Genomic DNA, 21,706 nt, shown 5'->3' with positions numbered 1-21,706 from the left:
ATGTCATCGTCCGAAGATATCCGCGACGAAATTCAGAGGGCAAACGATAGGTGGAATTCAGCCTTCAACAGCGGCGATGCTGACGCTGTTGCTGCTTTATATGCGGCCGACGCGATCGTGTTGCCGTCTACTCACGCAATCGTCAGGGGAGGGAGCGAAATCAGAGACTTCTGGCGTGGATTGATCTCGGCCGGAGTGCAGGACCATAGGATCGAGATGATTGATGCCCAATCAATCGGCGACATTGGCTATGCAATAGGCAAATGGTCGGCAAATGCTCCAGGCGAAAGCGGTGACGCTCAGAGCTACGAGGGTACTGTCGTTATGATTTTCCGACGCCAAGGCCATGGATCTTGGAAGCCTTGCCTCCATATTTGGAATTGAGCTTGCGTCTTGGCAATCCGTTCCTCTGCGGCCGCCGGCAACCCTGTCGCTCAATTCAACCCCGGGCAATAGACGCCCGCTACTTTCTCGGAGGTGTCACGTTCGATTCCTTCCAAGGCGAAGGATAAGAGCTGACATCCGTACTGGGCGGCATGTCGCCGGCTTCCGATCGCCCGCGCCTTCGCTGAGAAGGTCCATGTATGCGCGATAAACGAACACCCGACCACGGCGTCCCCCCCGGTGGCTTCTTCGACCATGCCAAGTTTCTGTAGTTGGCCCAGCGCTGCGTTCACTGTCGGGACTGTAAGGCCGCTTCGTTTAGCCGCGGAAGCTGCGGTCAAATAGGGGCTCGTGCGCATGATCTCATGAATCTGGAGGACCGATCCGGTCCGCTCTGATTCCCTGACAATAGGTTCCCGGTCGTCGTCGAAAAATCGTGCAATACGCGACAAAATAAAATCCATGGAGCTCCGCTGTCGGAGGGCTGCGACAAGCTTAAAATCCGCACAGCAGAAAGGTGATGCGCCAGCCGAGAAGCCGGCTGCGAAGCACGGGCCTCGTTTCGTGGTCACCCGGATGACAGGCTGAGCAAGACCGCACGGCTTGGCAGCAACAAGGGGTGGCGAGGATGGCCGTAAGTCCTGTTTGAGCCCGCGGATTTGCAATTGACCATACTGGATGATGGCAGCAGCCATGGCGATCAGTCCGGCTGCGTTGCTACCACGTCCTGTCGCCGAGCGCCTTCTACATTCCACAGATACCAGTGATTGGTGCGAACCCTGTCAAGGTGGGCCCGTCGCCAACCCCACCGATGCTATCACTGCACTTGAGCCGCCTAACAGCCGCAACGTTTCTTAACGCCATGACATACCTGCCAACCGCCAGATCGCTATCATCTGATCAGGATCATCCGACGGCGCATATGCCGGTGGATCAAACTGAAGGTCGTATTCATGGGCGGGACATCCCGATCACTCTTTTCCAGCCTGCGTCCGGTCATCGGTGCGCTGTCGCTCTGGCTTACTTTCGTCCCGGTCGCACAGTCGGACGAGCAGATGCCCGTCACCGTCGTAGTCGCCCGTCAGGATGACGTCATCGAAAGGGAGCCCGTCGTCGGCTCGCTGATCGCGCGGGAGGAAATCGAGGTTCACCCCTTTATTCAAGCACGGGCGATCGAGCATATCCTGGTCGAGATTGGCCAAAGGGTTGAAAAGGGCCAGCCGCTTGCGGTTCTCGACACGACCGAAGCGGTGATGCTGCTCGGCAAGAACGAAGTAAGCCTCCTGCGCGCCCGCGCCGCCGTCGAGGTGGAGGTCAGCAAGCTTGAGGTAGCCGCGGTGACCGAGGCGGAAACCCGCAAAAATCTGGAACGCAGCCGTACGCTGCAGCCGAAGGGAGCCGTGTCGCAGCAAGTTCTCGACCAACACCAAAACACCCATGCCCGCGCACTGGCGGAACTGGGTCTCGCACGGCAGTCGCTTCAGCTTGCCAAAGCCGACGCGGAACTGATCGTCCGCGAGCGCCGCGAGATAGAGCTCACGATCGAACGCAGTACGGTGAAGGCGCCGGATGCCGGGCTGGTTTTAAGGAGAAGCGCGCGCGTTGGCGCGATGACTTCGAGCTCCGCCAGTCCGCTCTTTGTCATCGCTAAGAACGCCGCAATCGAATTCGTCGCTCAAGTCACTGAGACTAGCTTCATGCAGCTTGAAGAGGGCATGCGGGCGGAAATCTCGCTTTCGGGGCATGACCGCCCGCTCAGCGGCACGCTGCGGCTGAACGCGGCGGAGCTGGATCCGACGACCCGCAGCGGCGAAGTGCACATTGAACTCGACGAGACCGCAGGGCTGAAGCCGGGCGCTTTCGCCCGCGGCAGCATCTACGCCTCGGCGCGCCGCAACATTCTCCTTCCTGGCAGCGCGGTGAAGACCGCCACCGGTGCAAGCAGCGTTCTCGTCGTCAAGGAGGGTGTCGTCGATGTCCGCCGGGTAACCGTCGGCGCGCGCCAGGACGGGCTAGTCGAGATTGTCGCCGGCGTCAGCGACGGAGAGATGGTGGTCTTGAAATCCGCAAGCTTCCTGAAGGCTGGCGAGAAGGTCCGCCCGGTTATCGCCACCTCCGGCCAGCCCTTCGCAAACAACCTCGAAGCCGCCCTTCCCACGTCCGAAACAACCGGAGCGATCCAGTGATAAACGGCAATGTCTCGGCCTGGGCGATCCGCAACCCGCTCCCGTCCATCCTCCTTTTCGTCGTCCTGACGGTGGTCGGCCTCTACAGTTTCGCGAGGCTGCCGATCACCTATTTTCCGACGATCATCACCCCGGCCGTGAAGGTCACGGTCGAGCAGTCCGGCGCGACGCCGGTCGAACTCGAAACAGAAGTTACGCGGCTGGTCGAGAACGCGATCGCCTCGCTGCCATCGATCAAGGAACTGTCGTCGACGATCGGCGAGGGCCGGTCCGTTACGACCGTGGAATTTGAACTCGGCGTGATCTCGCCCGACCGCGCGATGGCCGAGGTTCGCGATGCGGTCACGAAGGTCAGGGGCGATCTGCCCGGCACGATCGACGAGCCGATGATCGAACGGATCGAGGAGGAGACGCAATCCATCGTCACCTATGCGGTGTCGAGCCAGGACATGACCGTGGCGGAACTCTCCTGGTTTGTCGACGACGTGGTGACCCGCGATCTGCAGGGCCTGTTGGGCGTCGGTCGCGTCCAGCGGATCGGCGGGGCCGACCGCGAAATCCGTATCGAACTCGACGCCGACCGGCTGCAGGCGCTCTCGCTCTCGGTCAGCAGGGTGAACGAAACGATCATTCAGGCGCAGCTCGACCGTTCCGGCGGTCGAAGCGAGATGGAAGGCAGCGAGCAGATCCTGACCACGGCTGCGGCAGCGCGCACGGTGACCGACCTGGCCGAACAGCGCCTGTCTCTATCGGGCGAGAACTCCGTGCGGCTCGCGGATGTCGCAAGCGTCCGCGATACGTTCGCCGAACCACGCGACTTCGCGACCCTGGACGGATCCGATATCGTCGGCTTTGCCGTCTACCGCTCGCAAGGGGCGAGCGATGTCGCGGTAGCAGAAGCTGTATCCGGTGCGGTTGAAAAGCTCGGCATTGCCCATCCCGCCCTCCGCTTCGGTCTCGTAGACGACAATGTCTCCTACACCGAGGGCAACTACCGCTCAGCGATGCACACGCTGCTCGAAGGCGCGGCCCTGTCGATCGTCGTCGTCTTTCTCTTCCTGCGTGACTGGCGCGCAACTCTCGTCGCGGCCGTGGCCCTGCCGCTTTCGATCATCCCGACCTTCTTCGCCATCGATCTTCTTGGCTTCTCGCTCAACATTCTCAGCCTGCTGGCGATCACGCTGGTGACCGGCATCCTCGTCGACGATGCGATTGTCGAGATCGAGAACGTCGTCCGCCACCGCAACATGGGCAAGTCCGGCTACCGTGCCGCGCTCGATGCGTCCGACGAGATCGGCTTGGCGGTGATCGCAATCTCGGCGACGATCATCGCGGTCTTCGCGCCTGTCGGTCTGATGACCGGTGTGGTCGGCCTCTATTTCCGTGAGTTCGGATTGACGGTGGCCCTCGCCGTCTTCTTCTCGCTTCTCGTGGCAAGGCTGATCACGCCGATCATGGCCGCCTATGTGATGGCGAGTGCGCCGCCGGCAAAAGAGCACAAGGGCCGGTTTTCGACGGTGTACGAGCGCCTGTTGCGAATGAGCCTGCGCTGGAAATGGGTGACGCTCGGCTCTGCCCTCAGCTTGTTCGCGGTTGCCATGACGGCGCTGATGTCGGTACCCACGACCTTTCTCCCGGAAGAAGACACCGGGCGGCTGATGCTGACCGTCGAACTGCCGCCCGGCGCGACGCTCGACGAGACCCGTCGGGTGACGGACTTGATCGTGGCCGAGATCGGCACACGGGACGAGGTGGAAGGCGTGCTGGTGAGGGCAGGATCGAGCATGAGCGGCCAGCAGGATGTGCGCTACGCCACCGTCTCTATCGAACTCACCCACAAGAGCGAGCGCGACCGCTCGTCCTTCGCCATCGAGGCCGAACTGGAAACGGCGCTGGCCGATACTCCCGACGTCCGCCTGCGCTTCCTCAATGATCGCGGCGGGCGTGACTTGACCTTCTCGGTGCTGGGCAGCGAGGGCGAGGCCGTGCAGGCGGCGACTGACCGGATCCTGCGTGAGATGGCTGAGGAGGACAGCTTCGTCGGTCCGGCAAGCGACAATGCCGCCATGCGGCCGGAACTGAGGATGAAGGTCCTCTCCGACAAGGCGGCGACGCTCGGGGTCTCGGCCGCGGCCGTTGCCAGCACGATGCGCATCTCGACCATCGGCGACGCGGATCCACGACTGGCCAAGTTCGTCGAGGGATCGCGACAGATCCCGATCCGGGTCGTACTCGATCGCGAAGCGCGCGGTAAATTGCCGATCTTCGAGACGCTGAACGTACCGACGATCGACGGAAAGCAGGTGCCGCTGTCGGCCGTCGCCGAGATCGGCTTCGACGAGACGGTTGCCGCAATTGACCGCTACGACCGCCAGCGCCGTATCGAGATCGGCGCGGACATGGCGGCCGACCTCACCTCCGGCCAAGGACTCGACCGGCTCTGGCAACTCGAAAGCGTCAACAACCTTCCCGACGGGGTGCACATCCAGGCGACCGGCGATTCGGATACAGAGGGTGAAGTGTTCGAAAGCTTCGCTGTCGCCATGGGCGCCGGAATAATGCTCGTCCTCATCGTCCTGATCCTCTTGTTCAAGAGCGCGCTGTCGCCCTGGACCATCCTCTCCTCGCTGCCGTTGTCGGTCGGCGGTGTCGCGGCGGCGCTTCTCATGAGCGGCTACGCGATATCGCTTCCCGTGGTGATCGGCATCCTGATGCTGATGGGCATTGTGACGAAGAACGCCATCATGCTGGTCGATTTCGCTATCGAGCGGGAGGCGGACGGGCTTTTGCGCGGCGACGCCATGGTCGAGGCATGCCTGGAGCGGGCGCGCCCGATCGTAATGACAACGCTCGCAATGGCCGGCGGGATGCTGCCCTCCGCCTTCGGCGCCGGCGATGGAGGAGAATTTCGCGCGCCAATGCCAATCGCCGTGATCGGAGGGCTGCTCGTCTCCACCGTCCTGTCGCTGGTCGTCATCCCCTCGCTGCATCTCATCCTGTCGGGCGTCGGCGATCGCCTGGGTCGTGTCCTCCAGCCTTTCCTCCAGTCGGCTGAAGCGCGTCTCGAACGTCCCGACAAGAGCGCGCCGAAACCCTGAACGGTACGCACAGGCGGGGCCGGCTCGTCCTTCGGCCGGCCCCGTCACATCTCGCTGCAGCTCGTAATAGAACACAACATATCGTTAAGCCGGCGCCGCCGCGGTTTTGCCAAAACGCCAGGGAGTTTTTCTCTCAGAGGCTTCGACGATCATGAACCACGCCCAAATCCCCTTCTTGCAGCTCTACCGCATCAACGCGCTTCGGGCGCTCGGCGGGCTCGGCTTCGGCCTGCTTGCCGTCACCGCCGCGCCGCCGGTCGCTCCCCTGGCCAGCGTCGTTTTCGAGATTCTGGGCACGCTGGCGGTCGTCGTGGCGATTGCGGCCGCGCCTGGTCGCTGTTCTATATCGGCGGTCGCAAGAACTCCGAACTCGTGACTGATGGTCCCTATTCGATCAGCCGCAATCCGCTGTATCTTTTCAGCCTGATCGGTATTGCCGGCGTCGGCGCGCAGAGCGGTAGCCTACTGTCGATGACTGTCCTCGTGCTGGCGGCATATCTGGCCTTCAACATGGCGATGCGCGGCGAGGAGACCTATCTGCGCAGCCGCTACGGCAAGGATTTCGATGACTACAGCAACTCCGTGCCGCGTCTCTGGCCGGACCTGTCGCTCTGGCGGGAATGCGACGACCTTCCGCTTCGTTCGTCGAGCGCGGTGAGGAGCCTGCGGGACGCCGTCGTCTTCCTGGCCGCCTGGGCTGCGATCGAGATCATCAAGCTCGCTCAGTCGGCAGGCCTTCTCCCGGTGGTCTGGACCCTGCCAGTCTGAGGCCACACGCAACGCCTTCCCAACCGTGGCAACAAAACTTAATAAAGCGAAACATGTGCGGCCTGCGGCATCGGTAGTGTCGCAGTTTTTCGGGCAGGGGAAGAACGGCAGTGCAAGCAACGAGTGTCAGCGTGAAAATTCTCATCGTCGAGGACGATCCGGAAATCGGCAAGCTGCTTGCGCTGACCGTTCAGGAGAACGGCATGATCCCGACCGTTGCTGAAGACGGTCATGTGATGAACGCCCTGTTGCGCAGCAACGAATTCGACCTGATCATCCTCGATGTCATGCTGCCCGGAGAAGACGGGCTCAGCATCTGCCGCCGCATCCGGTCGGAAAAGAAGACGCCGATCATTCTGCTAACCGCGCTCGGCGAGGAAATCGACCGCATCGTCGGGCTGGAAGTCGGCGCCGACGACTATGTCACCAAGCCATTCAGCCCGCGTGAGGTCGTAGCCCGTATTCGTAGCCTTTTGCGGCGGGCCTCCTACGGCCTCGTCAACACGGCTAGCCGTAAGCTGCGCTTCGAAGGCTGGCAGATCGATCCGCTGCGCCGGCAATTGCACGATCCGAGCAGCGCTCGGGTGGCGGTGACGACGACGGAATTTGACCTTCTCCTCGCGTTCTGCCGCAATCCGGGTCGGGTCATCACTCGCGAGGAACTTCTCTCGCTCACCCATACCGGTCTCGCGGGTCCGATTGAACGCAGTGTCGATGTCCATATCAGCCGCCTGCGCCAGAAGATCGAGGCGGATCCGAAGAACCCGGTCCTGCTACAGACGGTTAGGCTCGGCGGCTACATGTTCACCGCCAGTGTCGAGCAGGTCTGAATATTTCCGCTCAACGAAAAAGCCGGGCGGCGGCCCGGCTTTCGCGTAATTAAGAACAGTTTTCAGAATTTGTAGCCGACGAATAGGGAGGCGGACGGTTGCAGTTCCTTCTCGACAATCGGGCTGTCGGCCGCGTCGCCGGTCAGGATGCCGACACCCGCTTCACCGCGGACGAGCCAGTTCTCGCTCAACAGATAAGTGGCGGAGGCCGAGACGTCGACGCGCTTCAGGCCGGCTTTCGCCTCGTATTCCGGAAGACCGGAGCGTGCCGACTGGGCGGCGTTCACGCCGAAATAGGCTTCCATATGCTTGTCATTGGCGACGACCGCCTCGACACTGGCGCCAAGGATCAGCCGCTCGGTGACGGGTGCCTGGTATTCGGCTCCGAAGGTTCCGATCAGGCTTTCGCTGCCATCGATTGTCTGGTCGACAGCGGCATAGAGTTCAAGCCCCTTCCAGTCGTAGGACACTTTGGCGCCCACCGTCGCGGCAAAATCGATGTCGCCCAACCCGTTGAGGCGATCCGCGTCGCCTTCGTCGCGGCCGCCCTCGTAGCCGACCGTAGCCGACACTGCGAAGCCGTCCTGCTGGAACGGGGTGATCGTCAAGCCTCTTGGGTCGATTTTCAGCCACTTGCCATACGTGAAGACGATAAATGGTACGGGCTGTACTTCGAACTTGTCGCCGCCTTCATATTCTGGCTCATAGATGCCGCCGGCGCCGACGATGAGACTCCATTTCCGCTCCGGCTTCTCGACGTTGAAGCGTTCCCGGTCGAAGGGCGGTTCCGGGGTCGCCTCCAACAGGCTCGCATCGGCGGCAAGCGCGCCAGGAGCCGTGCCGAAAAGCACGAAAGTGACGCAGAAGGCGCTCGATAGAAGTCGCCGATCGGTCCATTGATTAAAAGACATGGGTGCTCCAGTGATTTGACACGGCGCCGCCAAGGCGGGCTGCGTATGCAACACCTTCCTCATGTCATGGATGAAATTCGAGCAGCGTGTCTTTATGTTACGCTTTGTTGCAGGTGCGTCATCACCCTCGAAAAGAGCGGCCATCGCTCGGGTCGACACAAAACTTAATGTCGGACGAGCGGCGAAATCGTTATCTTCTCCATGCGGCCCGGAACATGGGCCGACTATTCGCGTGACGCATGGCGTGACCGCCGAGGAGAGATCTTGCGACTTAAATTGCCCCGGTGGAGCTCGACAATTCATGGCCAAATTACCGCCGTCATTCTCGCCTGCCTGATCATCGCCTTCGTCATCGGCTCGACGCTGGAACGCTGGGTTCGGGACGAATACAAGGCTCCTGACCTGGAAGGCATGTCAGCTCGCATTTCGGCGATCGCCTCGGTTCTGGCGCATGCAACCCCTGAGGAAAGAAAGGTCGTGCTGGCGGCAGCCAATCGCGGCGAGCAGAAACTTGACCTGCGTCCGCTCTCCTATTTCGACAATTTCACCACGTCATCGCCGCACGAGCCGCTAGTCCAGATCGCCATTGATCGCTTGCTCCCTCCGGAAGACCGGCCGGTCCCATTCGGGGGATGGAGAACCTTCATCGATGGCAAGCGCGTCCTTGCATCAAAGGTTGATACGGACACACTGGTCGTCACGGAACTGCGGCCCGAGAGCTTTCTCCGCAACGACGCGCTGAGGTTCGGTTCGAACTACCTCGTGGCAACGGTGACGCTGATCATTCTGCTTTCCGTCTTCGCCGTCTGGGCGATCACAAGCCCGCTGCGCCGGATTGCGTCGTCGGCCATGAAGGCTGACATCTCACTCGGGTCGGCACCATTCGAAGAGCGCGGCAGTGTCGAAATCGTGACGCTCGCCCGATCGCTCAACGCCATGCAGAGCCGCATTTCCACCATGGTCGACGGGCGCACGCGGATGCTGCGCGGCATCAGCCACGATCTGCGCACCCCCCTGACGCGTCTGCGGCTTCGCGCCGAGCGCGTAAAGGAGCAGGAGGTCCGCGAGGCACTGCTGACCGATATCGAGCGCATCGACCGCCTGCTGAAGGAAAGCCTCGGCTATTTGCGCTACAATCACCAGCAGGAAGCGTTTCAGCGTGCAGATCTCGCCTCCATACTACAGACCGTATGCGACGAATTCGCAGATATGGGGCACAAGGTAAGCTATAGCGGCCCGGCACGGATGGTGGCGAACTTCAAGCCGCTCGCGCTTACGCGCGCTGTCACCAATCTTTGCGAAAACGGCGTAAAATTTGCAACGAAGCTCGATGTCGAACTTCGAACAGACGGCCGCCATGCAATCATCAATGTCATGGACAATGGCCCAGGCATTCCTGAAGAATATCGAAGCCGCGTTCTCGAACCGTTCTTCAAAATGGACGCCGCACGCGGGAATACGGACGCGGGCTTCGGCCTTGGTCTGTCTATCGTGACGGAGATCATTCAAGCCCACGGCGGCAAGCTGGAACTCCTTGACCGACGCCCGAATGGACTCACCGCTACCATCACCTTAGCGTTGTCGCGCGCGTGAAACAGATGGCAGATGACAGTATGGAAGAACAGGGTGCCATTGCCCGATGGATATCTACAACGCGACAGGACGGCTTCCCAATCAAGTCACCGCCGAAACAAGCTTTCTGCGCATACTAAACAAGATTCGTCAGGCTCCCGATACGGTCAGAAGCGCAGACAGCTAGCCGGTGGTTCAATGTCCGCTGTCGGCGCTCCCGTACCAAGGCGGAAGTCGACCCATTCACCCATTCAGTACGAGGCCAATAGTTTAGCGGACACTTTCAGGAACTCGATCGGGTGGTGCGGACGTGCAACATGGAGGCGCAAAGCGACCAATCACGACTCCGCCTTTGAGAGTCTGCTTCGAGTCGAGAGCAGCTGTAGATCCTTTGATGCAGCGTATTCGAGTTCCCGTTCCGTGCTCAAGAAGATCGCATAATGTATCACCCGGAACTGACGCTCACCCCGACAGAGCCGATCCTTTCAAGCCAAACCGTTTAGAACGACGGCGTCACGCCGGCAAAGCTCAGACGCGATCCAGGAACTCAAGCACTCGGGTGGTGAGTAGCGCGGTCGCATTCGCGTCGTACGACGGAAGCGAGCTGTCGGCGAAGTAGTGCTGATCGCCGGGGTACAGGAAAAGCTCTGCGTCCTCGACCTTCTCCACAATCTCGCGGGCGGCGTCGATGTCGCCCTCGCCGACGAAGATCGGATCGTTGTCCATACCGTGGATTTGGACCGCGACGCCATCCGGCCACGGTCCGAAGGCCCACGCGCCACTGATCGGCAGGCAAGAGTAGAAGAGTAGGGCGCCGCGGGCGCCGGGCCGTGTCTGTGCAAGCTTTTGTGCCGGCAGCACACCGAACGAGAACCCAGCGTAGACGAGCTCGGAAGGCAGTTCGTCGGCGACGCGAACGCCGCGCTCCCGCATTTCGTCGAATCCGATCTCACCGATGTAGGCGAGACCTTCGTCAATGCTCTGAAACTTGCGTCCGTCGAACAGGTCCGGCGTGTGCACGATGTGGCCCCTGGCCCCCAAGTCGTCGGCGAACGCGCGCACACCGGGTGTCAGCCCCTGTGCGTGGTGGAACAGCAAGACCTCAGCCATATGGAGCCTCTAGGTGGGATGGTCGGGAGAACGTTCGATCACTCTACAGCGGCATCGTCTCGCCGGGAAGAATGCGCACACGTTTTCGGAGTAACGTTTCCGGTGGCACATTCTGATCGCCCGGCATCCCAGCTTAGCTAACAGCCCATTCGGCGATCGAACGCGCCGCATTTCAGACCGCCGACATCGCGCATCGGCGGCTGCGCGGCGGCGAGCTCTAACCGGATAGGTGACAGCATTGCCGACGGCTTGCTTCCTCAGCGCGCGGCGCTGAACTGCTGGTTCGGGAGGGTGCTTTCTCTGGCCATCTCTGTTAGAATTGAGGGGCATCTCCTCGGAGATAATGGCCATGGAACGGCGGCTTTCAGCGATCCTTGCGGCGGATGTCGTCGGCTATTCAGCCCTGATGGAGCAGGACGAGGCGGGGACTTTTGATCGTCTCCGCGCGCACCGCAAAGAGCTGTTCGAACCCGAAATAGAGAAGCATCACGGCCGCGTTTTCAAGTTGACCGGCGATGGCCTCTTTGCGGAATTCGCAAGCGTTGTAGACGCGGTCGAATGCGCCGTCTCGCTTCAGCGAGGTCTCGTCGAGCGTAATGCCGATTTGGTGAAGACAAGCGGATCGATGTCCGCATCGGCATCAATCTCGGCGAAGTGATCGTCGAGGGCGATGATCGGCTTGGCGAGGGCGTGAACATTGCGGCAAGGCTCGAACAGTGTCACCTTTTTCGGCCACGACATTCTGGACCGACAGGTGAGTGACCTGATCAAGGCAGGGCTGCCAGAGAAGTAACGGCTAATGTCGTCGGCCTCCTAATCGCATAAATGTATCGTCGGGGACCGACTAGTTATAAGATTTTCACGATCGTCTTATAGTAGGCGGCCCTTGCCAGCCAATCGTGGTGCAAGTTATAAGAAAATTGCGTAAATCTTATAGCGAGCTTGCTGATGAAGACGATCGACCTGATGTACCGGACAATGTTCGCAGAGCTCGTTCAGCGTAGCCTTGATGCGTCGTTTGAGACAGACTTCTCCACGTCGGGCAATTTCGTCCGGGTTCCTGTGAAGGGGAGATATTACTGGTATTTCGAGGAGACCCAGCCAAAGAAAACACGCAAATATGTCGGTCCAGCAGATGATCCGGAGATTGCACGACGTGTGGAGAGCTTCCAGAGCATCAAGGATGATCTGCGCGGCCGTCGAAAACTGGTGTCGACCCTGACCCGGGAGGCCGGGCTAGCGGGTCCCGACCGGTTCACGGGAGACGTGGTCGCAGCCATGGGAGCAGCTGGTATCTTCCGGCTACGCGGTGTTCTCGTCGGCACGGTCGCCTTCCAGACCTATGCGGGATACCTGGGTGTCCGGCTGCCCGGAGCCTCGTTGCAGACTGGAGACGCTGATTTCGCTCAGCATTATTCGGTGTCCTCGACTGTCGAAGACAGCCTGCCGCCCGTCATCGACATTCTGAAGAGCGTTGACGCCACTTTCAGGGCGATACCACATCGATCAGACCCGCACAGGACCACGCAGTTCGAGAATGCAGCCAGATACCGGGTCGAATTCCTCACACCCAATCGGGGTTCCGATGATTATGCTGATCATGCCAGCCCGATGCCCGCGCTTGGCGGGGCGTCGGCACAGCCATTGCGTTTTCTGGATTTTCTGATCCATGAGCCCGTCCGGACTGTCATGCTGCATCGCTCGGGTGTTCCCGTGATCGTGCCATCGCCGGAGCGCTATGCAGTGCACAAACTGATCGTCGCCTCCCGCAGGCAGTCGGATGTAAACGGCATCGCGAAACGGGAGAAGGACGTGTATCAGGCCAGCCTCCTGATCGACGCGTTGGTAGCCACACGCCGACAAGAGGAACTCGCGGAGGTCTTTGCCGAGGCCTGGGGCAGAGGTCAGAGCTGGCGCGCCGCGATCCAGAAGGGCCTTAGCCTGCTTCCGGAAAAAAGAAAGGCAGCCGCCGAGCGCAGTCTTGGAGACGCCTTATCATCAATCGGAGCGGAACTCGAAGGCTTTACCGGCGCCGCCGTTAAATAGCAGACAAGCTCGTTGGTGGTTTTTTGGCTGCGTTTCCCCTTTGCATGAATGGCATCGCTGCGATTCTGGACTCCAGGGCCTGCAGTTCCATTCCCTTCAAGGCGAGGGATTCGCAGTCGGCTTGCCGCTGCGCCGCGTGGGCAAGCGCCGATCGTCTCGGTTGGGTGGTGCGGAAGTTCGACGCTCGAGCATACGGCGGCTGCTATGCGGGCAACACCGGACAATGATCTCGGAGGACTTTCAACGGATATGCCTATGCCCGCAACCCGGCGAGCACTGTTGACTCGCGGCAAATCCCACCCTTCGCCATCGAGGTAAATGATCCGATGGCAATTTGCGTACCGGAGATTTTCTCCCGAGCGTCGTCAACCTCGAGTCCACGGCGGCATTTCGTAAGGTTCAATTGGGATGCACATTCAAGCTTCACTTGAGGTTCGTTTCCTTTGTACCCTTGGGCCGATTACCTACAAGTATGACGACATGCCGCACGCGTCCTTGACGGACGGCTGGACAGCTCTACTGGTCGAGGGTTTGGTCCCGCGCTCTCGTTTTCTACCTTTCTGCGCGGGCTGCCACTGCTTCCATGGCAATCGCGACAATGCTGTCGGCGAAGCCCGCGTCGAGTGAGCGATGCCCGACGAGCAGCCGGTAGAAGACGGGTCCGTAAATCATGTCGAGCAGCACCTCGAGATCTTGCTGCAACACAATCTCTTGCCGCGCGGCCGCCTCGATCAACAAGGCGCGACCGGCCTCGCGGCTCGAGAGGATGACCTGGTTGCGGAAGGCTTTCGTAAACTCGCTTTCGGGGTCGGCGGCCGCGAGCGTCATGGCAATTTGGCGCCCTCTCGTCGTGGCAAAAGCCTGAATCAGCGATCGCATCTGCGCCGTGAGCGCCGATCGCAGACTTGTCCCGCCTCCTGCGAAGATGCCCGGATCTCCGGACATCAAGGCGGCCATGGCGAGTTCGGAGGCGTTCGCCCATTGCCTGTAGATCGTCGGCTTGCCGACTCCCGACTTCGCGGCAACGGCCTCGACGGTTAGACGGCCAAATCCCTCCTCGATCAACATGTCGTGCGCCGCTTTCAGGATTCTCGCCCGGGTCAGTAGGTTTGGCGGTCTTCCGCGCCGTTTCAGTGGGCTCATATGCTCTTGACTCATTAAATTATGAAACGTAACGTAACGTAAAAGTACACCAGCGACAAGGGGCCGGCCATGTCCACCTCGATTTCGTCCCTGAGGCCCTACTTCATCGTCAAGAATGCGCGGGAAGCGATTGACTTCTATCGAAGCGCCTTCGGCGCCGAGGAGCGTTTCCGTTTAACCGATCCCCGGGACGGTCGGATCGGCCACGCGGAACTCACGATCGGCGAAAGCACCGTCATGATTGCCGACGAGTATCCCGACTTCGGTGCACTGAGCCCAGACACGATCGGTGGCTCTCCCGTGACCTTCCACCTCGCAACTCTGTCGGTCGATGCCGATCTTGCCCGCGCCGTCGAGGCCGGGGCCGTCGTTCTGCGTTCCGCTGCAGATCAAGGCTATGGCGAGCGCGTCGCCATGGTCGTCGATCCTTTCGGCCATCGGTGGATGCTCTCGCAGAAGATCGAGGATTTGGCGCCGGAAGAGATGCAGCGCCGCTGGAACGAGGAGACGGGGGCATGAACTGGGCGGACGGAAATCGAACTGAAAGAGCCGGCATGGCTCTCTTAGAGAACAGCATAGCCAAGGACAGTCTGTCGCACAGCCGTCGCGACATCATCCTTTTGCAGCCGGGAGAAGGGCGGCACTACGGACTCGGCCTGCTCACCGGCGTGTTCAAGGCCGACGAAGCTGAGACGGAGGCCGCCTATTCGGTGTCAGAGTGGATACTCAAGCCTGGCCTGAACGGTGTCGGCCGGCACAGCCATGTCGCAAATGACGAGGTCTTCTATGTGCTCGAGGGTGTGCCCGAAATCCTCGTCGGCACCTGCTGGCGGCACTGCACGCCGGGAACTTTCCTGCGAATACCGGCCGGCGTCGTCCACGATTTCCGAAATACCGGAGAGACGACCGCGAGACTGCTCAATCTTTTCATACCCGGTGGCTTCGAGCGCAATATGCCCACGATCTGCGCTTGGTTCGCCGCCCAGCAACAGGTCTAGTGGGGTCGAAAGCGTTCCTGAGTGAGAGCGCCTCAAGCCCTCACGGAGCGCGGCCCGGGCTGCTAGAACTCGATCCGCAGCACACGTCCGGGCGTCGGCCAGCTGAGCTATTTCCAGGCAAACATAGGATTGCAATAACTGGTGCCTTCGCCATCGCTTGTCAGCAAAATCGTCTTCAAATGGGTGTAAGCCGCCCTAGGCCTCGTAGGTCGCTACGACCGCAATGGGTCGATCTTTCCGGTTCGATCCGTGGCAAAAAGATTATGCCTGACCGTCAGCGGGACCAGCGATGGCGACGCTTCGATGAGAAGCGCCGCCATCAGTACTACAATTCAACTTGCTCAGAAATGGCCAGGGCGTCGTCCGCCTCGATTCCGAGGTATTGTACGGTGCTCTCCAGCTTTTTGTGACCGAGCAAGAGCTGGACGGCGCGCAGGTTCGTTTGCAGACAGGAGCCGTCATAGTGCCCTGCCGGGAACGCCATGAGGTGTCCCGGCGGGAGATTAGTTCAGGCTACTGCGAGGAAGGGGGCGCGGATGGTACACATCAACGATAGGTGCGATTCTGCCGACCGTGAGGTTGGAGCCCCTTCGCGTCCTAGCTGATTTGCCCTAAGCTGTGTGAGCTAGCCCAGGCCCCTCCGCGACCGGGTCAACCGTACAAGGATGGGCTGGCAGCCTGCCGTCGCGCCCCAGGGCGGCGCTTGCTGGTTCAGAGAGTTTAGGAAGCCAAGTGCCCGATATAGAATCCGATCCCTATCGCATCGCCAGCATTGGCGAAGCCGATCTCAAGCTGCTGCAGACCTGGCTGGCCGACGAGCAGCTGGCGCGCGGTCTGAACATTGCAGCCCGGCGCTACAGCGAAGAGGAGGTTCGGCGCTATGCGTCCAGCTTCGACGGCGAGAACTCGATCCTTGTCGGCATCTATACGTTCGACCCCCGCACGCTGATCGGGATTGCCACCTTCGACGCCAATCCACGACATCGCACCGCGAGCTGGACCCTGGTCATCGGTGATCGGCGGCATCGCAAGGAAGCCGGGGTGATGGGAGTTTGCGTCACGCTTTTCGATTGGGTCTTCACAGCGGCAAAGCTGGAAAAAATTTCCAGCCGGATTGCCGCCCACAAGCTCGTGCTCATCCATCTGCTCGAGCGTGTCGGCGTGCCGCGAGAAGGCTATCTGCGTAGCGAAATCCTCTCCGCCGACGGCCTGCGCCGGCATGACGAAGTTCTCCACGGGCTGCTGCGCTCGGAATGGCCGGAAGTTCGCCGCGCTGCCATGGAAAGGAGGGCTATGGCCCTTCTGCGCGAAAGGGAGCGATAGCGCTCCGCTAAGCTACTGTTGCAATTGGGAAACACGCCGGTGGAATCCGTGCCGCGCCTGAGTTGCCCCTTGTGACGATCGGCAACTCCCGGCTAGCAATGGCGAAATCTTCTTTGGAGTGGTGCCGTGCGCAGCCATCAGCCTACGCTTTGGTCGAAAGCGCGTCGAACCACATCGGTTCTCGCGATTGCTGCCGCCTTGGGCGGGGCGCAGGATCGCGCCCTGGCCGCCTGCTCTGACAATGAGCCCGACAGCGGCGATACCGTCCTGTGTAGTCCGGAAGGCGGGCCGGATACCACCGGGGTGAACGCTCCTGCCGCATCCAACGTGACGGTCGAGGTGAGCGGGCCAGGCGGCGGCATCCAGAGCGGATCGGTCCAGGCCATCCACCTCGGCGACTCCGCAACGATACGCACCGACAACGACTCTCGGGTGGAGTCCGGCTACTACGCGGTCCAGGTCGGGGACGATGCCAGTATCACCGCCGGCAACATCCTGAGCTCGGGCAAGGGCGTCAATGCGGTCCGCGCCGGCGACCGCCTGACATTGCTGCTGCAGGAAGGCGGTTCGATCGTTGCGAGCGGTAAGGGTGGGACCGGCATCTTCGCGGGAGACGATGCCGCCCTCACCATTTCCGGCGCTGTCCGCACCACCGGCCTCCGCGACCCGGACGAGCTCGGGACCATCGGGAGCACGATCTTCGCCGGCGACCGCGCCAGGATCGTGGTGACGGAGACGGGATCGGTCGAGGGGCTCGGGAGTCAGGCGCAGGGCATCTGGGTCTGGCAGGATTCGTCCATAAGGGTTGACGGTAGCGTCGTCACCCGCGGCGATTCCGGTTTCGGCTTCCACGCCAACGCCATCGCGGTCTACCAGGGATCCACCGTGGACATCGGCGAAAGCGGGGTGGTTCAGGCCTTTGGAGCGGCGTCCGACGCCGTCGCGCTGCAGGGCAACGTCGATCCCTACAGCTCGTCGCTGCTTGCGCGCATGACGGTTGACGGTCGTGTCGAAGCCTTCGGCGACGGCGGAGCCGGTATTTTCGTCAGCGCGGCGCGGCCCCTGTTCGGCCCGGGACCCGACCAGCCCGAGGCCTTCATCGATATTGGCGAGGGGGGCGTCGTCTCTTCCGAACACTTCATCGGCATCTACGAGCAGCCGACCTCCTTCACCCGGCTTCCGGTCGACACCACAGTTCGCATTGCCGGAACCCTCAGCGGGGTCGGAACCCTCAGCGGGTTTGCTACCAACGGCGTCGCGCTGTTTCTGGGGGGCGGCGACGACCAGCTGATCCTTCTGCCGACCTATTCGCTCACTGGCGTCTCGATCGGAAGCGAACTGGATGCCCAAGGCAATGTGACCAACGGCCCCGACGAGATCGATCGTTTCGTCCTCGACGGTGCCGCCGGCACGCAGGGCCGCTTCGCCTTCAACCAGGACGAGGAGCAGATCCTTGGCTTCGAGGAATTCTGGAAGACCGGCGCGGGCCGCTGGATTCTCGACGGCAACGCCTCGGATTTCGCCGCGTCCGGCATAGTGGCGGAGGGCGAACTTGTCGTCGACGCCGACATTGCCGGGCTCGACATTTACGTCGCGCCTGATGCGGTCCTGTCCGGCACGGGGCGGGTCGGCAGCCTGTATGCCGACCAGGACGGTATCGTCGCGCCGGGCGACGGCGGTCTCGGCACGCTTCGGGTCGCCGGCGACGTCGATGTTTCGCAAGGCTCAATTCTCCTGATCGGCATCGAGAGCGACGGCACCCCGGCGCGACTCGAAGCGGACGGGGTCGCCAGGATCGACGACGGCGTGCTGGTGGTGAGCGTTTCGCCGCAAGGCCTGACGCAGGTTCCGGATGGCGTCTTCCTCTCCGCCGGCGGTGGCGTCGACGGCCGCTTCGGCAGTGTGCGCGACGACATTCCCGACCTGGACATCGTTCCGATCTACACGCCCAACGAAGTCTCCCTGGGGATCACCAAGGGCGCCGCTACCGGGACTTTTTCGAACAAGGATATATATCCCGAGACCCTCTCAGCCCTGCTGGACACCGACCTGTCTTTCATCCGCTCACTGCGCTCACACGGGCGGCAGGACCTCGTGGGCGCGACAGCCACGGCAGTGGCGCCGCTGGCCTTCGCCAGGGAGGCGGGCGCATCAGGCCCGGGTGCGGAGATCGGACCAGCAAACGTGGCGAACGCGCCGCGGGCCTGGATCGGCGGAATGACCGGCGGCATCGAGGTCGACGGTTCCGAGGCTTCCTCCGGTTTCGATGCCCGCACCCGCGGGCTGCTCGCCGGTCTCGACATAGCAGCGGACCTGGGCGGCGGCGTTCTCGTGCTCGGCATCGCTGGCGGCCATACACATGCGGATGTCGACACCAGCGCCTCGGGCGCCGATGTCGACATCGGTCGGATCGGCCTTTATGCCGGATGGGAGGGCGGCCCGTGGAGCCTGACGGGCGCGCTCGCCTATGGCCGCGCCGGCATCGACACGATCCGCGCCTTCGACCTGCCGGGCTGGGCGGCCACCTCCGACACCAGCGCCGACCTGTTTTCCGGCTCGCTCGCGGCATCCTACAACCTTGCGCCAGGGCTCGGCCTCGGCCCGCAAACCGTGCTGGCGCCGCAGGTGACGCTCGACCTTGCCAGCATCCGCCGCGACGGCTTCGGCGAGAGTGGTGCAGGGATCCTCGGCCTGTCGGCCAACGACGAAAGCGCGGACCGCGGCCTTGCTGGCATCGGCGTGCTGCTGCGCACCCGCTTCGAAACAGGAGCCGGCTGGTCGGTTTCGCCGGAAGCCTCGCTTGCCTACCAGCGCGGTTTCGGCGACCGCAACGTGGAAAGCCAGCTGGCGATCGCCCTAGCGGGTGCAAACTTCAACGAGATCGCGGCGGCGACGGCACGCGATCGCCTTGCGGTCGGCGTGGGCGTCTCGTTCGAGTCGGGCGGCGCTCTTTCGGCCACTGTCCGATATGACGGCGCCTTCGGCTCGGGCCTGAACAGCCAAACCGGCTCTGTCGGATTGAGGTACCGCTTCTGACGTAGGGGCGCAAAGGCCGTTCGCACGGATCGCGGTTCCCGATGCTGCAGGCGCCCGGGCACGTAGGCGATTGGCTCCGATTTTGCGAAATCGGGGGAAACAGTAAGATGTGGGCATTCCTTCCGGTCACAAGCCGGAAGCAACCGCACTTGAAGCCAGCGCAAACGCGGCTCCTCAAGCGCCGCATGGTAGGGCAACGCCAAGAGATTTGGCGCTCCGATTCACCTATTTTCCTGAAGCCCTGCTCCATCCCAATTCTCGTTTCACGCGCCTACACTCGACGTTCGCTTTGCGTGCGGGCACCCCCCATTCGACTCACGAGCGAAGCGAGGAATTGACCCCCGCTTTGCCTCAAGCAAAATGTTACCGATAGTGTCGATGCTCCGGCTGGGATGGCCATGGCGCGCCTCCGTAAGACAAAACTCGGCTAGGTTGAAAGGCGACGGCACGCTCACGGTCCGTCGGCGCCCGACCGATCGTCGGACGCGCGATCGTCTACCGGCGGAACGCGTCATCAATAGCATCAAACTTTTGCGCGCTCCCTGACCCTGCGTGCAGTGCTACTCGTCGTCGATCACGGCGATTGCATCCACTTCGATCAGATAACCTGAATTGGCGAGGCTTGCGACGCCGACCAGTACGTCTGTGGGTTTATGGTCGCCGAACAGCGCCAGCCGGCCTTGTTCGATCATCTCAAGATATTCACGCTTATAGTTGGCAACATAGATACCGAGTCTTGTCACATGCTCGGGACGTGCGCCGACTGCGGCCAACGCCAGACCGAGGTTGCTGAAGGCCTTTTTGGCCTGCGCGACCATGTCGCCCGGTCCCACCAGCTTGCCATCCGCATCCTCAGGATATTGTCCGGCGACGAAGATCATTTTGTTGCCCTTGGCCACGACAACATGAGAATAGGTCTCAGGCGTACTGATTCCTTCGGGATTCACGCAAAGATGCGACATAGATCGTTCTCCTCTTCTAAAGCTGCGGCGCTTGCAGGAAACCTGCCACCGTCTTCATCGGGTGGAAAAGCGGATTCTTTCTTGCTCGTCCCGATCGCGCTGCGCGCTCGAACACTGCCTAGGATTATGAGCTGTCAAATCGCTCTTCGATCGTCGGAACGGAATGATGCTCGTGAGTGATCACCCATTCATCGTCACGCTTCCGCGCGAGACGGGGCCGGACATAGGACACGCACAGACAAACTGCTAGCGCTTTTCATAGGGAACCTCCTGGTTGGGTCGTTCTGTACCTTCGGGCCCCACAGCCTGCCCAAGCCGGGTTTCGAATGTTATCAGAGCGGAATGTGATAGTGCGGTGGCGGACGCCTGGGGATGTATGATTGATGTTTAGGCATTCAGGTGGACGACGTTTCTCGCGAGCATTTTGATGGACATTCGCTTTGTGGCCGGCAGCATGATAATCGGGTTGTTGTGCATGGCCGCAATTTGGCAGTTTGCACCTCGATCCGCGCCGCAGGCAATAACGTACGGTGAGTACGAGCGAGCCATCGCGGCCTTGCGGAAGCGGACAGGGGCAACCGAGGAGTTTGTGAGCAAATGCTCGGCCTTGATGGTACCCGAACTCAAAGAGTCAGATCTTATCGGGACCTCGTTTACAGATCGAACTCCAATGGCAGGGAACATCTGCCGGCGCTTTCTGGCGGTGATGCTTGACGGCAGGCTTACACTTGCCGAAATCAACGACCCGGAAGGCTTATCCTTCAAACTGATTGAGGAAGCAGAGCGTCGCGCACAAAATCCGGCGATAAATAGCGAGCGCCTGGACGACCCGTGAGCTGCCCTGAGCCGGACGAGGGTTGCGGCTTCGGCGCTACCACCTTATTCCTGATGCTGAACAGTGCGCCAATTGAAGGTCGAACGAGGGGCCTGCGGGAAAGCGGAGCTGTATATGGGAAACGCAAGCCCGGTTGCCGGGCCTCTCCCGATGAGGTTGAGGCTTGAAGCCGCGATGGCGCTCAAACAGTATAACAAGGCGCAATGCCACGCCGACCGGCTCCGACAGCGGAAGCACGAACTCGACGTGCGAGGACGGGCCCTACTGCAGGAATGGATTGATCGTCAGGCGCAAAAGGCGCCGCCAGCAGACCTGGACGCACTTGTAGCACAATCTCGAATCGTAGCCGAGCAACGCTGCACGCTTATGCAACAATTGATCGAGGCTGAACGCGCCCTCGCGACAGCCTTCGAGCGTGCTCAAGTGGTCCTGCGGAAACTGGGTTTCGGCCGAGAATCGTACCTCGGGTGAAGCGCACGTTGTGCAGGCGGCCTTACTTCTGTA

The 21,706-nt window shown here is 61.4% G+C and carries 18 protein-coding genes and 3 pseudogenes; 15 read left to right on the top strand and 6 right to left on the bottom strand.

From position 1 onward, the window contains the following. Positions 1-384, top strand: a complete 384-nt coding sequence (locus M1D34_RS29475; protein WP_498784691.1) for a YybH family protein — start codon at positions 1-3, stop codon at positions 382-384. Between the two features lie 96 nt (positions 385-480). Here the strand turns inward: M1D34_RS29475 and M1D34_RS29470 are convergent. Continuing rightward, positions 481-833 (bottom strand): annotated as a pseudogene (locus M1D34_RS29470) (winged helix-turn-helix domain-containing protein); the annotation flags it as partial. A 504-nt stretch (positions 834-1,337) separates the two neighbouring features. On the opposite strand from M1D34_RS29470, the gene M1D34_RS29465 reads away from it, so the two are divergent. From M1D34_RS29465 to M1D34_RS29445, 5 genes are all read left to right on the top strand, one after another. Continuing rightward, positions 1,338-2,570, top strand: coding sequence for an efflux RND transporter periplasmic adaptor subunit (locus M1D34_RS29465; protein ID WP_498784689.1), 1,233 nt, complete (start codon positions 1,338-1,340; stop codon positions 2,568-2,570). Beyond that, positions 2,567-5,668 carry an efflux RND transporter permease subunit gene (locus M1D34_RS29460; protein WP_498784687.1) on the top strand — a complete coding sequence of 1,034 codons (3,102 nt, stop codon included), beginning with the start codon at positions 2,567-2,569 and terminating at the stop codon, positions 5,666-5,668. The genes M1D34_RS29465 and M1D34_RS29460 overlap by 4 nt, the downstream gene beginning before the upstream one ends. Positions 5,669-5,819: 151 nt before the next feature. Further along, positions 5,820-6,044: a hypothetical protein gene (locus tag M1D34_RS29455; protein WP_498784685.1), complete on the top strand. Its 225-nt coding sequence runs from the start codon at positions 5,820-5,822 to the stop codon at positions 6,042-6,044. Continuing rightward, positions 6,041-6,436 (top strand): methyltransferase family protein, encoded by a 396-nt coding sequence (locus tag M1D34_RS29450; protein WP_498784683.1) that lies wholly within the window; start codon positions 6,041-6,043, stop codon positions 6,434-6,436. Before M1D34_RS29455 ends, M1D34_RS29450 begins: the two co-directional genes overlap by 4 nt. Before the next feature lie 131 nt (positions 6,437-6,567). Next, the gene (locus M1D34_RS29445; protein ID WP_498784681.1) at positions 6,568-7,266 is read left to right on the top strand and encodes a response regulator transcription factor; all 699 of its coding nucleotides are present in this window, start codon (positions 6,568-6,570) and stop codon (positions 7,264-7,266) included. 62 nt (positions 7,267-7,328) lie between these two features. Here the strand turns inward: M1D34_RS29445 and M1D34_RS29440 are convergent, their stop codons facing one another. Continuing rightward, on the bottom strand, positions 7,329-8,177 hold the full coding sequence (locus tag M1D34_RS29440; RefSeq protein ID WP_498784679.1) for a MipA/OmpV family protein: 849 nt from the start codon (positions 8,175-8,177) through the stop codon (positions 7,329-7,331). Positions 8,178-8,441: 264 nt separating this feature from the next. Here M1D34_RS29440 and M1D34_RS29435 point away from each other — a divergent pair, with 264 nt between their 5' ends. After that, positions 8,442-9,770, top strand: coding sequence for an ATP-binding protein (locus M1D34_RS29435; RefSeq protein ID WP_498784677.1), 1,329 nt, complete (start codon positions 8,442-8,444; stop codon positions 9,768-9,770). Positions 9,771-10,277: 507 nt separating this feature from the next. Here the strand turns inward: M1D34_RS29435 and M1D34_RS29430 are convergent. After that, on the bottom strand, positions 10,278-10,859 hold the full coding sequence (locus M1D34_RS29430; RefSeq protein WP_498784675.1) for a dienelactone hydrolase family protein: 582 nt from the start codon (positions 10,857-10,859) through the stop codon (positions 10,278-10,280). 349 nt (positions 10,860-11,208) lie between these two features. On the opposite strand from M1D34_RS29430, the pseudogene M1D34_RS29425 reads away from it, so the two are divergent. Together M1D34_RS29425 and M1D34_RS29420 are read left to right on the top strand one after the other, a co-directional pair. Continuing rightward, a pseudogene (locus tag M1D34_RS29425) lies at positions 11,209-11,576 on the top strand (adenylate/guanylate cyclase domain-containing protein); the annotation flags it as partial. A gap of 231 nt (positions 11,577-11,807) precedes the next feature. Next, a complete protein-coding gene (locus M1D34_RS29420; protein ID WP_498784673.1) occupies positions 11,808-12,905 on the top strand; it encodes a nucleotidyltransferase family protein in 1,098 nt (365 codons plus the stop codon). A 552-nt stretch (positions 12,906-13,457) separates the two neighbouring features. On the opposite strand, the gene M1D34_RS29415 is transcribed toward M1D34_RS29420, so the two are convergent. Continuing rightward, positions 13,458-14,063 carry a TetR/AcrR family transcriptional regulator gene (locus tag M1D34_RS29415; RefSeq protein WP_498784671.1) on the bottom strand — a complete coding sequence of 202 codons (606 nt, stop codon included), beginning with the start codon at positions 14,061-14,063 and terminating at the stop codon, positions 13,458-13,460. A gap of 54 nt (positions 14,064-14,117) precedes the next feature. Between M1D34_RS29415 and M1D34_RS29410 the strand changes: the two genes are divergently transcribed. Together M1D34_RS29410 and M1D34_RS29405 are read left to right on the top strand one after the other, a co-directional pair. Continuing rightward, on the top strand, positions 14,118-14,567 hold the full coding sequence (locus M1D34_RS29410; RefSeq protein ID WP_498784669.1) for a VOC family protein: 450 nt from the start codon (positions 14,118-14,120) through the stop codon (positions 14,565-14,567). A gap of 35 nt (positions 14,568-14,602) precedes the next feature. Beyond that, positions 14,603-15,046: a cupin domain-containing protein gene (locus M1D34_RS29405; RefSeq protein ID WP_498784667.1), complete on the top strand. Its 444-nt coding sequence runs from the start codon at positions 14,603-14,605 to the stop codon at positions 15,044-15,046. A gap of 325 nt (positions 15,047-15,371) precedes the next feature. On the opposite strand, the pseudogene M1D34_RS29400 reads toward M1D34_RS29405, so the two are convergent. Continuing rightward, a pseudogene (locus M1D34_RS29400) lies at positions 15,372-15,485 on the bottom strand (tyrosine-type recombinase/integrase); the annotation flags it as partial. 293 nt (positions 15,486-15,778) lie between these two features. Between M1D34_RS29400 and M1D34_RS29395 the strand changes: the two are divergent. Beyond that, positions 15,779-16,369 carry a hypothetical protein gene (locus M1D34_RS29395; protein WP_498784665.1) on the top strand — a complete coding sequence of 197 codons (591 nt, stop codon included), beginning with the start codon at positions 15,779-15,781 and terminating at the stop codon, positions 16,367-16,369. A gap of 126 nt (positions 16,370-16,495) precedes the next feature. Next, positions 16,496-19,405 carry an autotransporter family protein gene (locus M1D34_RS29390; RefSeq protein ID WP_498784663.1) on the top strand — a complete coding sequence of 970 codons (2,910 nt, stop codon included), beginning with the start codon at positions 16,496-16,498 and terminating at the stop codon, positions 19,403-19,405. 560 nt (positions 19,406-19,965) lie between these two features. Here M1D34_RS29390 and M1D34_RS29385 read toward each other — a convergent pair. Beyond that, positions 19,966-20,367 carry a RidA family protein gene (locus M1D34_RS29385; protein ID WP_498784661.1) on the bottom strand — a complete coding sequence of 134 codons (402 nt, stop codon included), beginning with the start codon at positions 20,365-20,367 and terminating at the stop codon, positions 19,966-19,968. Between the two features lie 427 nt (positions 20,368-20,794). Here M1D34_RS29385 and M1D34_RS29380 point away from each other — a divergent pair, with 427 nt between their 5' ends. After that, complete coding sequence (locus M1D34_RS29380) at positions 20,795-21,202, top strand: hypothetical protein (RefSeq protein ID WP_498784660.1); 408 nt, start codon at positions 20,795-20,797, stop codon at positions 21,200-21,202. Positions 21,203-21,376: 174 nt separating this feature from the next. After that, positions 21,377-21,673 carry a hypothetical protein gene (locus M1D34_RS29375; protein ID WP_498784658.1) on the top strand — a complete coding sequence of 99 codons (297 nt, stop codon included), beginning with the start codon at positions 21,377-21,379 and terminating at the stop codon, positions 21,671-21,673. The last annotated feature ends 33 nt before the right edge of the window (positions 21,674-21,706 follow it).

Source organism: Ensifer sp. D2-11 (assembly GCF_054161295.1).
The sequence above is the reverse complement of the archived record's forward strand: the minus strand, read 5'-3'. Positions and strand labels throughout refer to the sequence as shown.

Excerpts from the sequence above, each read along its gene's own strand:
- M1D34_RS29475 (WP_498784691.1), top strand. The coding sequence starts at position 1 with ATGTCATCGTCCGAAGATATCCGCGACGAAATTCAGAGGGCAAACGAT.
- M1D34_RS29465 (WP_498784689.1), top strand. The coding sequence starts at position 1,338 with ATGGGCGGGACATCCCGATCACTCTTTTCCAGCCTGCGTCCGGTCATC.
- M1D34_RS29455 (WP_498784685.1), top strand. The coding sequence starts at position 5,820 with ATGAACCACGCCCAAATCCCCTTCTTGCAGCTCTACCGCATCAACGCG.
- M1D34_RS29440 (WP_498784679.1), bottom strand. The coding sequence starts at position 8,177 with ATGTCTTTTAATCAATGGACCGATCGGCGACTTCTATCGAGCGCCTTC.
- M1D34_RS29430 (WP_498784675.1), bottom strand. The coding sequence starts at position 10,859 with ATGGCTGAGGTCTTGCTGTTCCACCACGCACAGGGGCTGACACCCGGT.
- M1D34_RS29420 (WP_498784673.1), top strand. The coding sequence starts at position 11,808 with ATGAAGACGATCGACCTGATGTACCGGACAATGTTCGCAGAGCTCGTT.
- M1D34_RS29415 (WP_498784671.1), bottom strand. The coding sequence starts at position 14,063 with ATGAGTCAAGAGCATATGAGCCCACTGAAACGGCGCGGAAGACCGCCA.
- M1D34_RS29410 (WP_498784669.1), top strand. The coding sequence starts at position 14,118 with ATGTCCACCTCGATTTCGTCCCTGAGGCCCTACTTCATCGTCAAGAAT.
- M1D34_RS29405 (WP_498784667.1), top strand. The coding sequence starts at position 14,603 with ATGGCTCTCTTAGAGAACAGCATAGCCAAGGACAGTCTGTCGCACAGC.
- M1D34_RS29385 (WP_498784661.1), bottom strand. The coding sequence starts at position 20,367 with ATGTCGCATCTTTGCGTGAATCCCGAAGGAATCAGTACGCCTGAGACC.
- M1D34_RS29380 (WP_498784660.1), top strand. The coding sequence starts at position 20,795 with ATGGACATTCGCTTTGTGGCCGGCAGCATGATAATCGGGTTGTTGTGC.
- M1D34_RS29375 (WP_498784658.1), top strand. The coding sequence starts at position 21,377 with ATGGCGCTCAAACAGTATAACAAGGCGCAATGCCACGCCGACCGGCTC.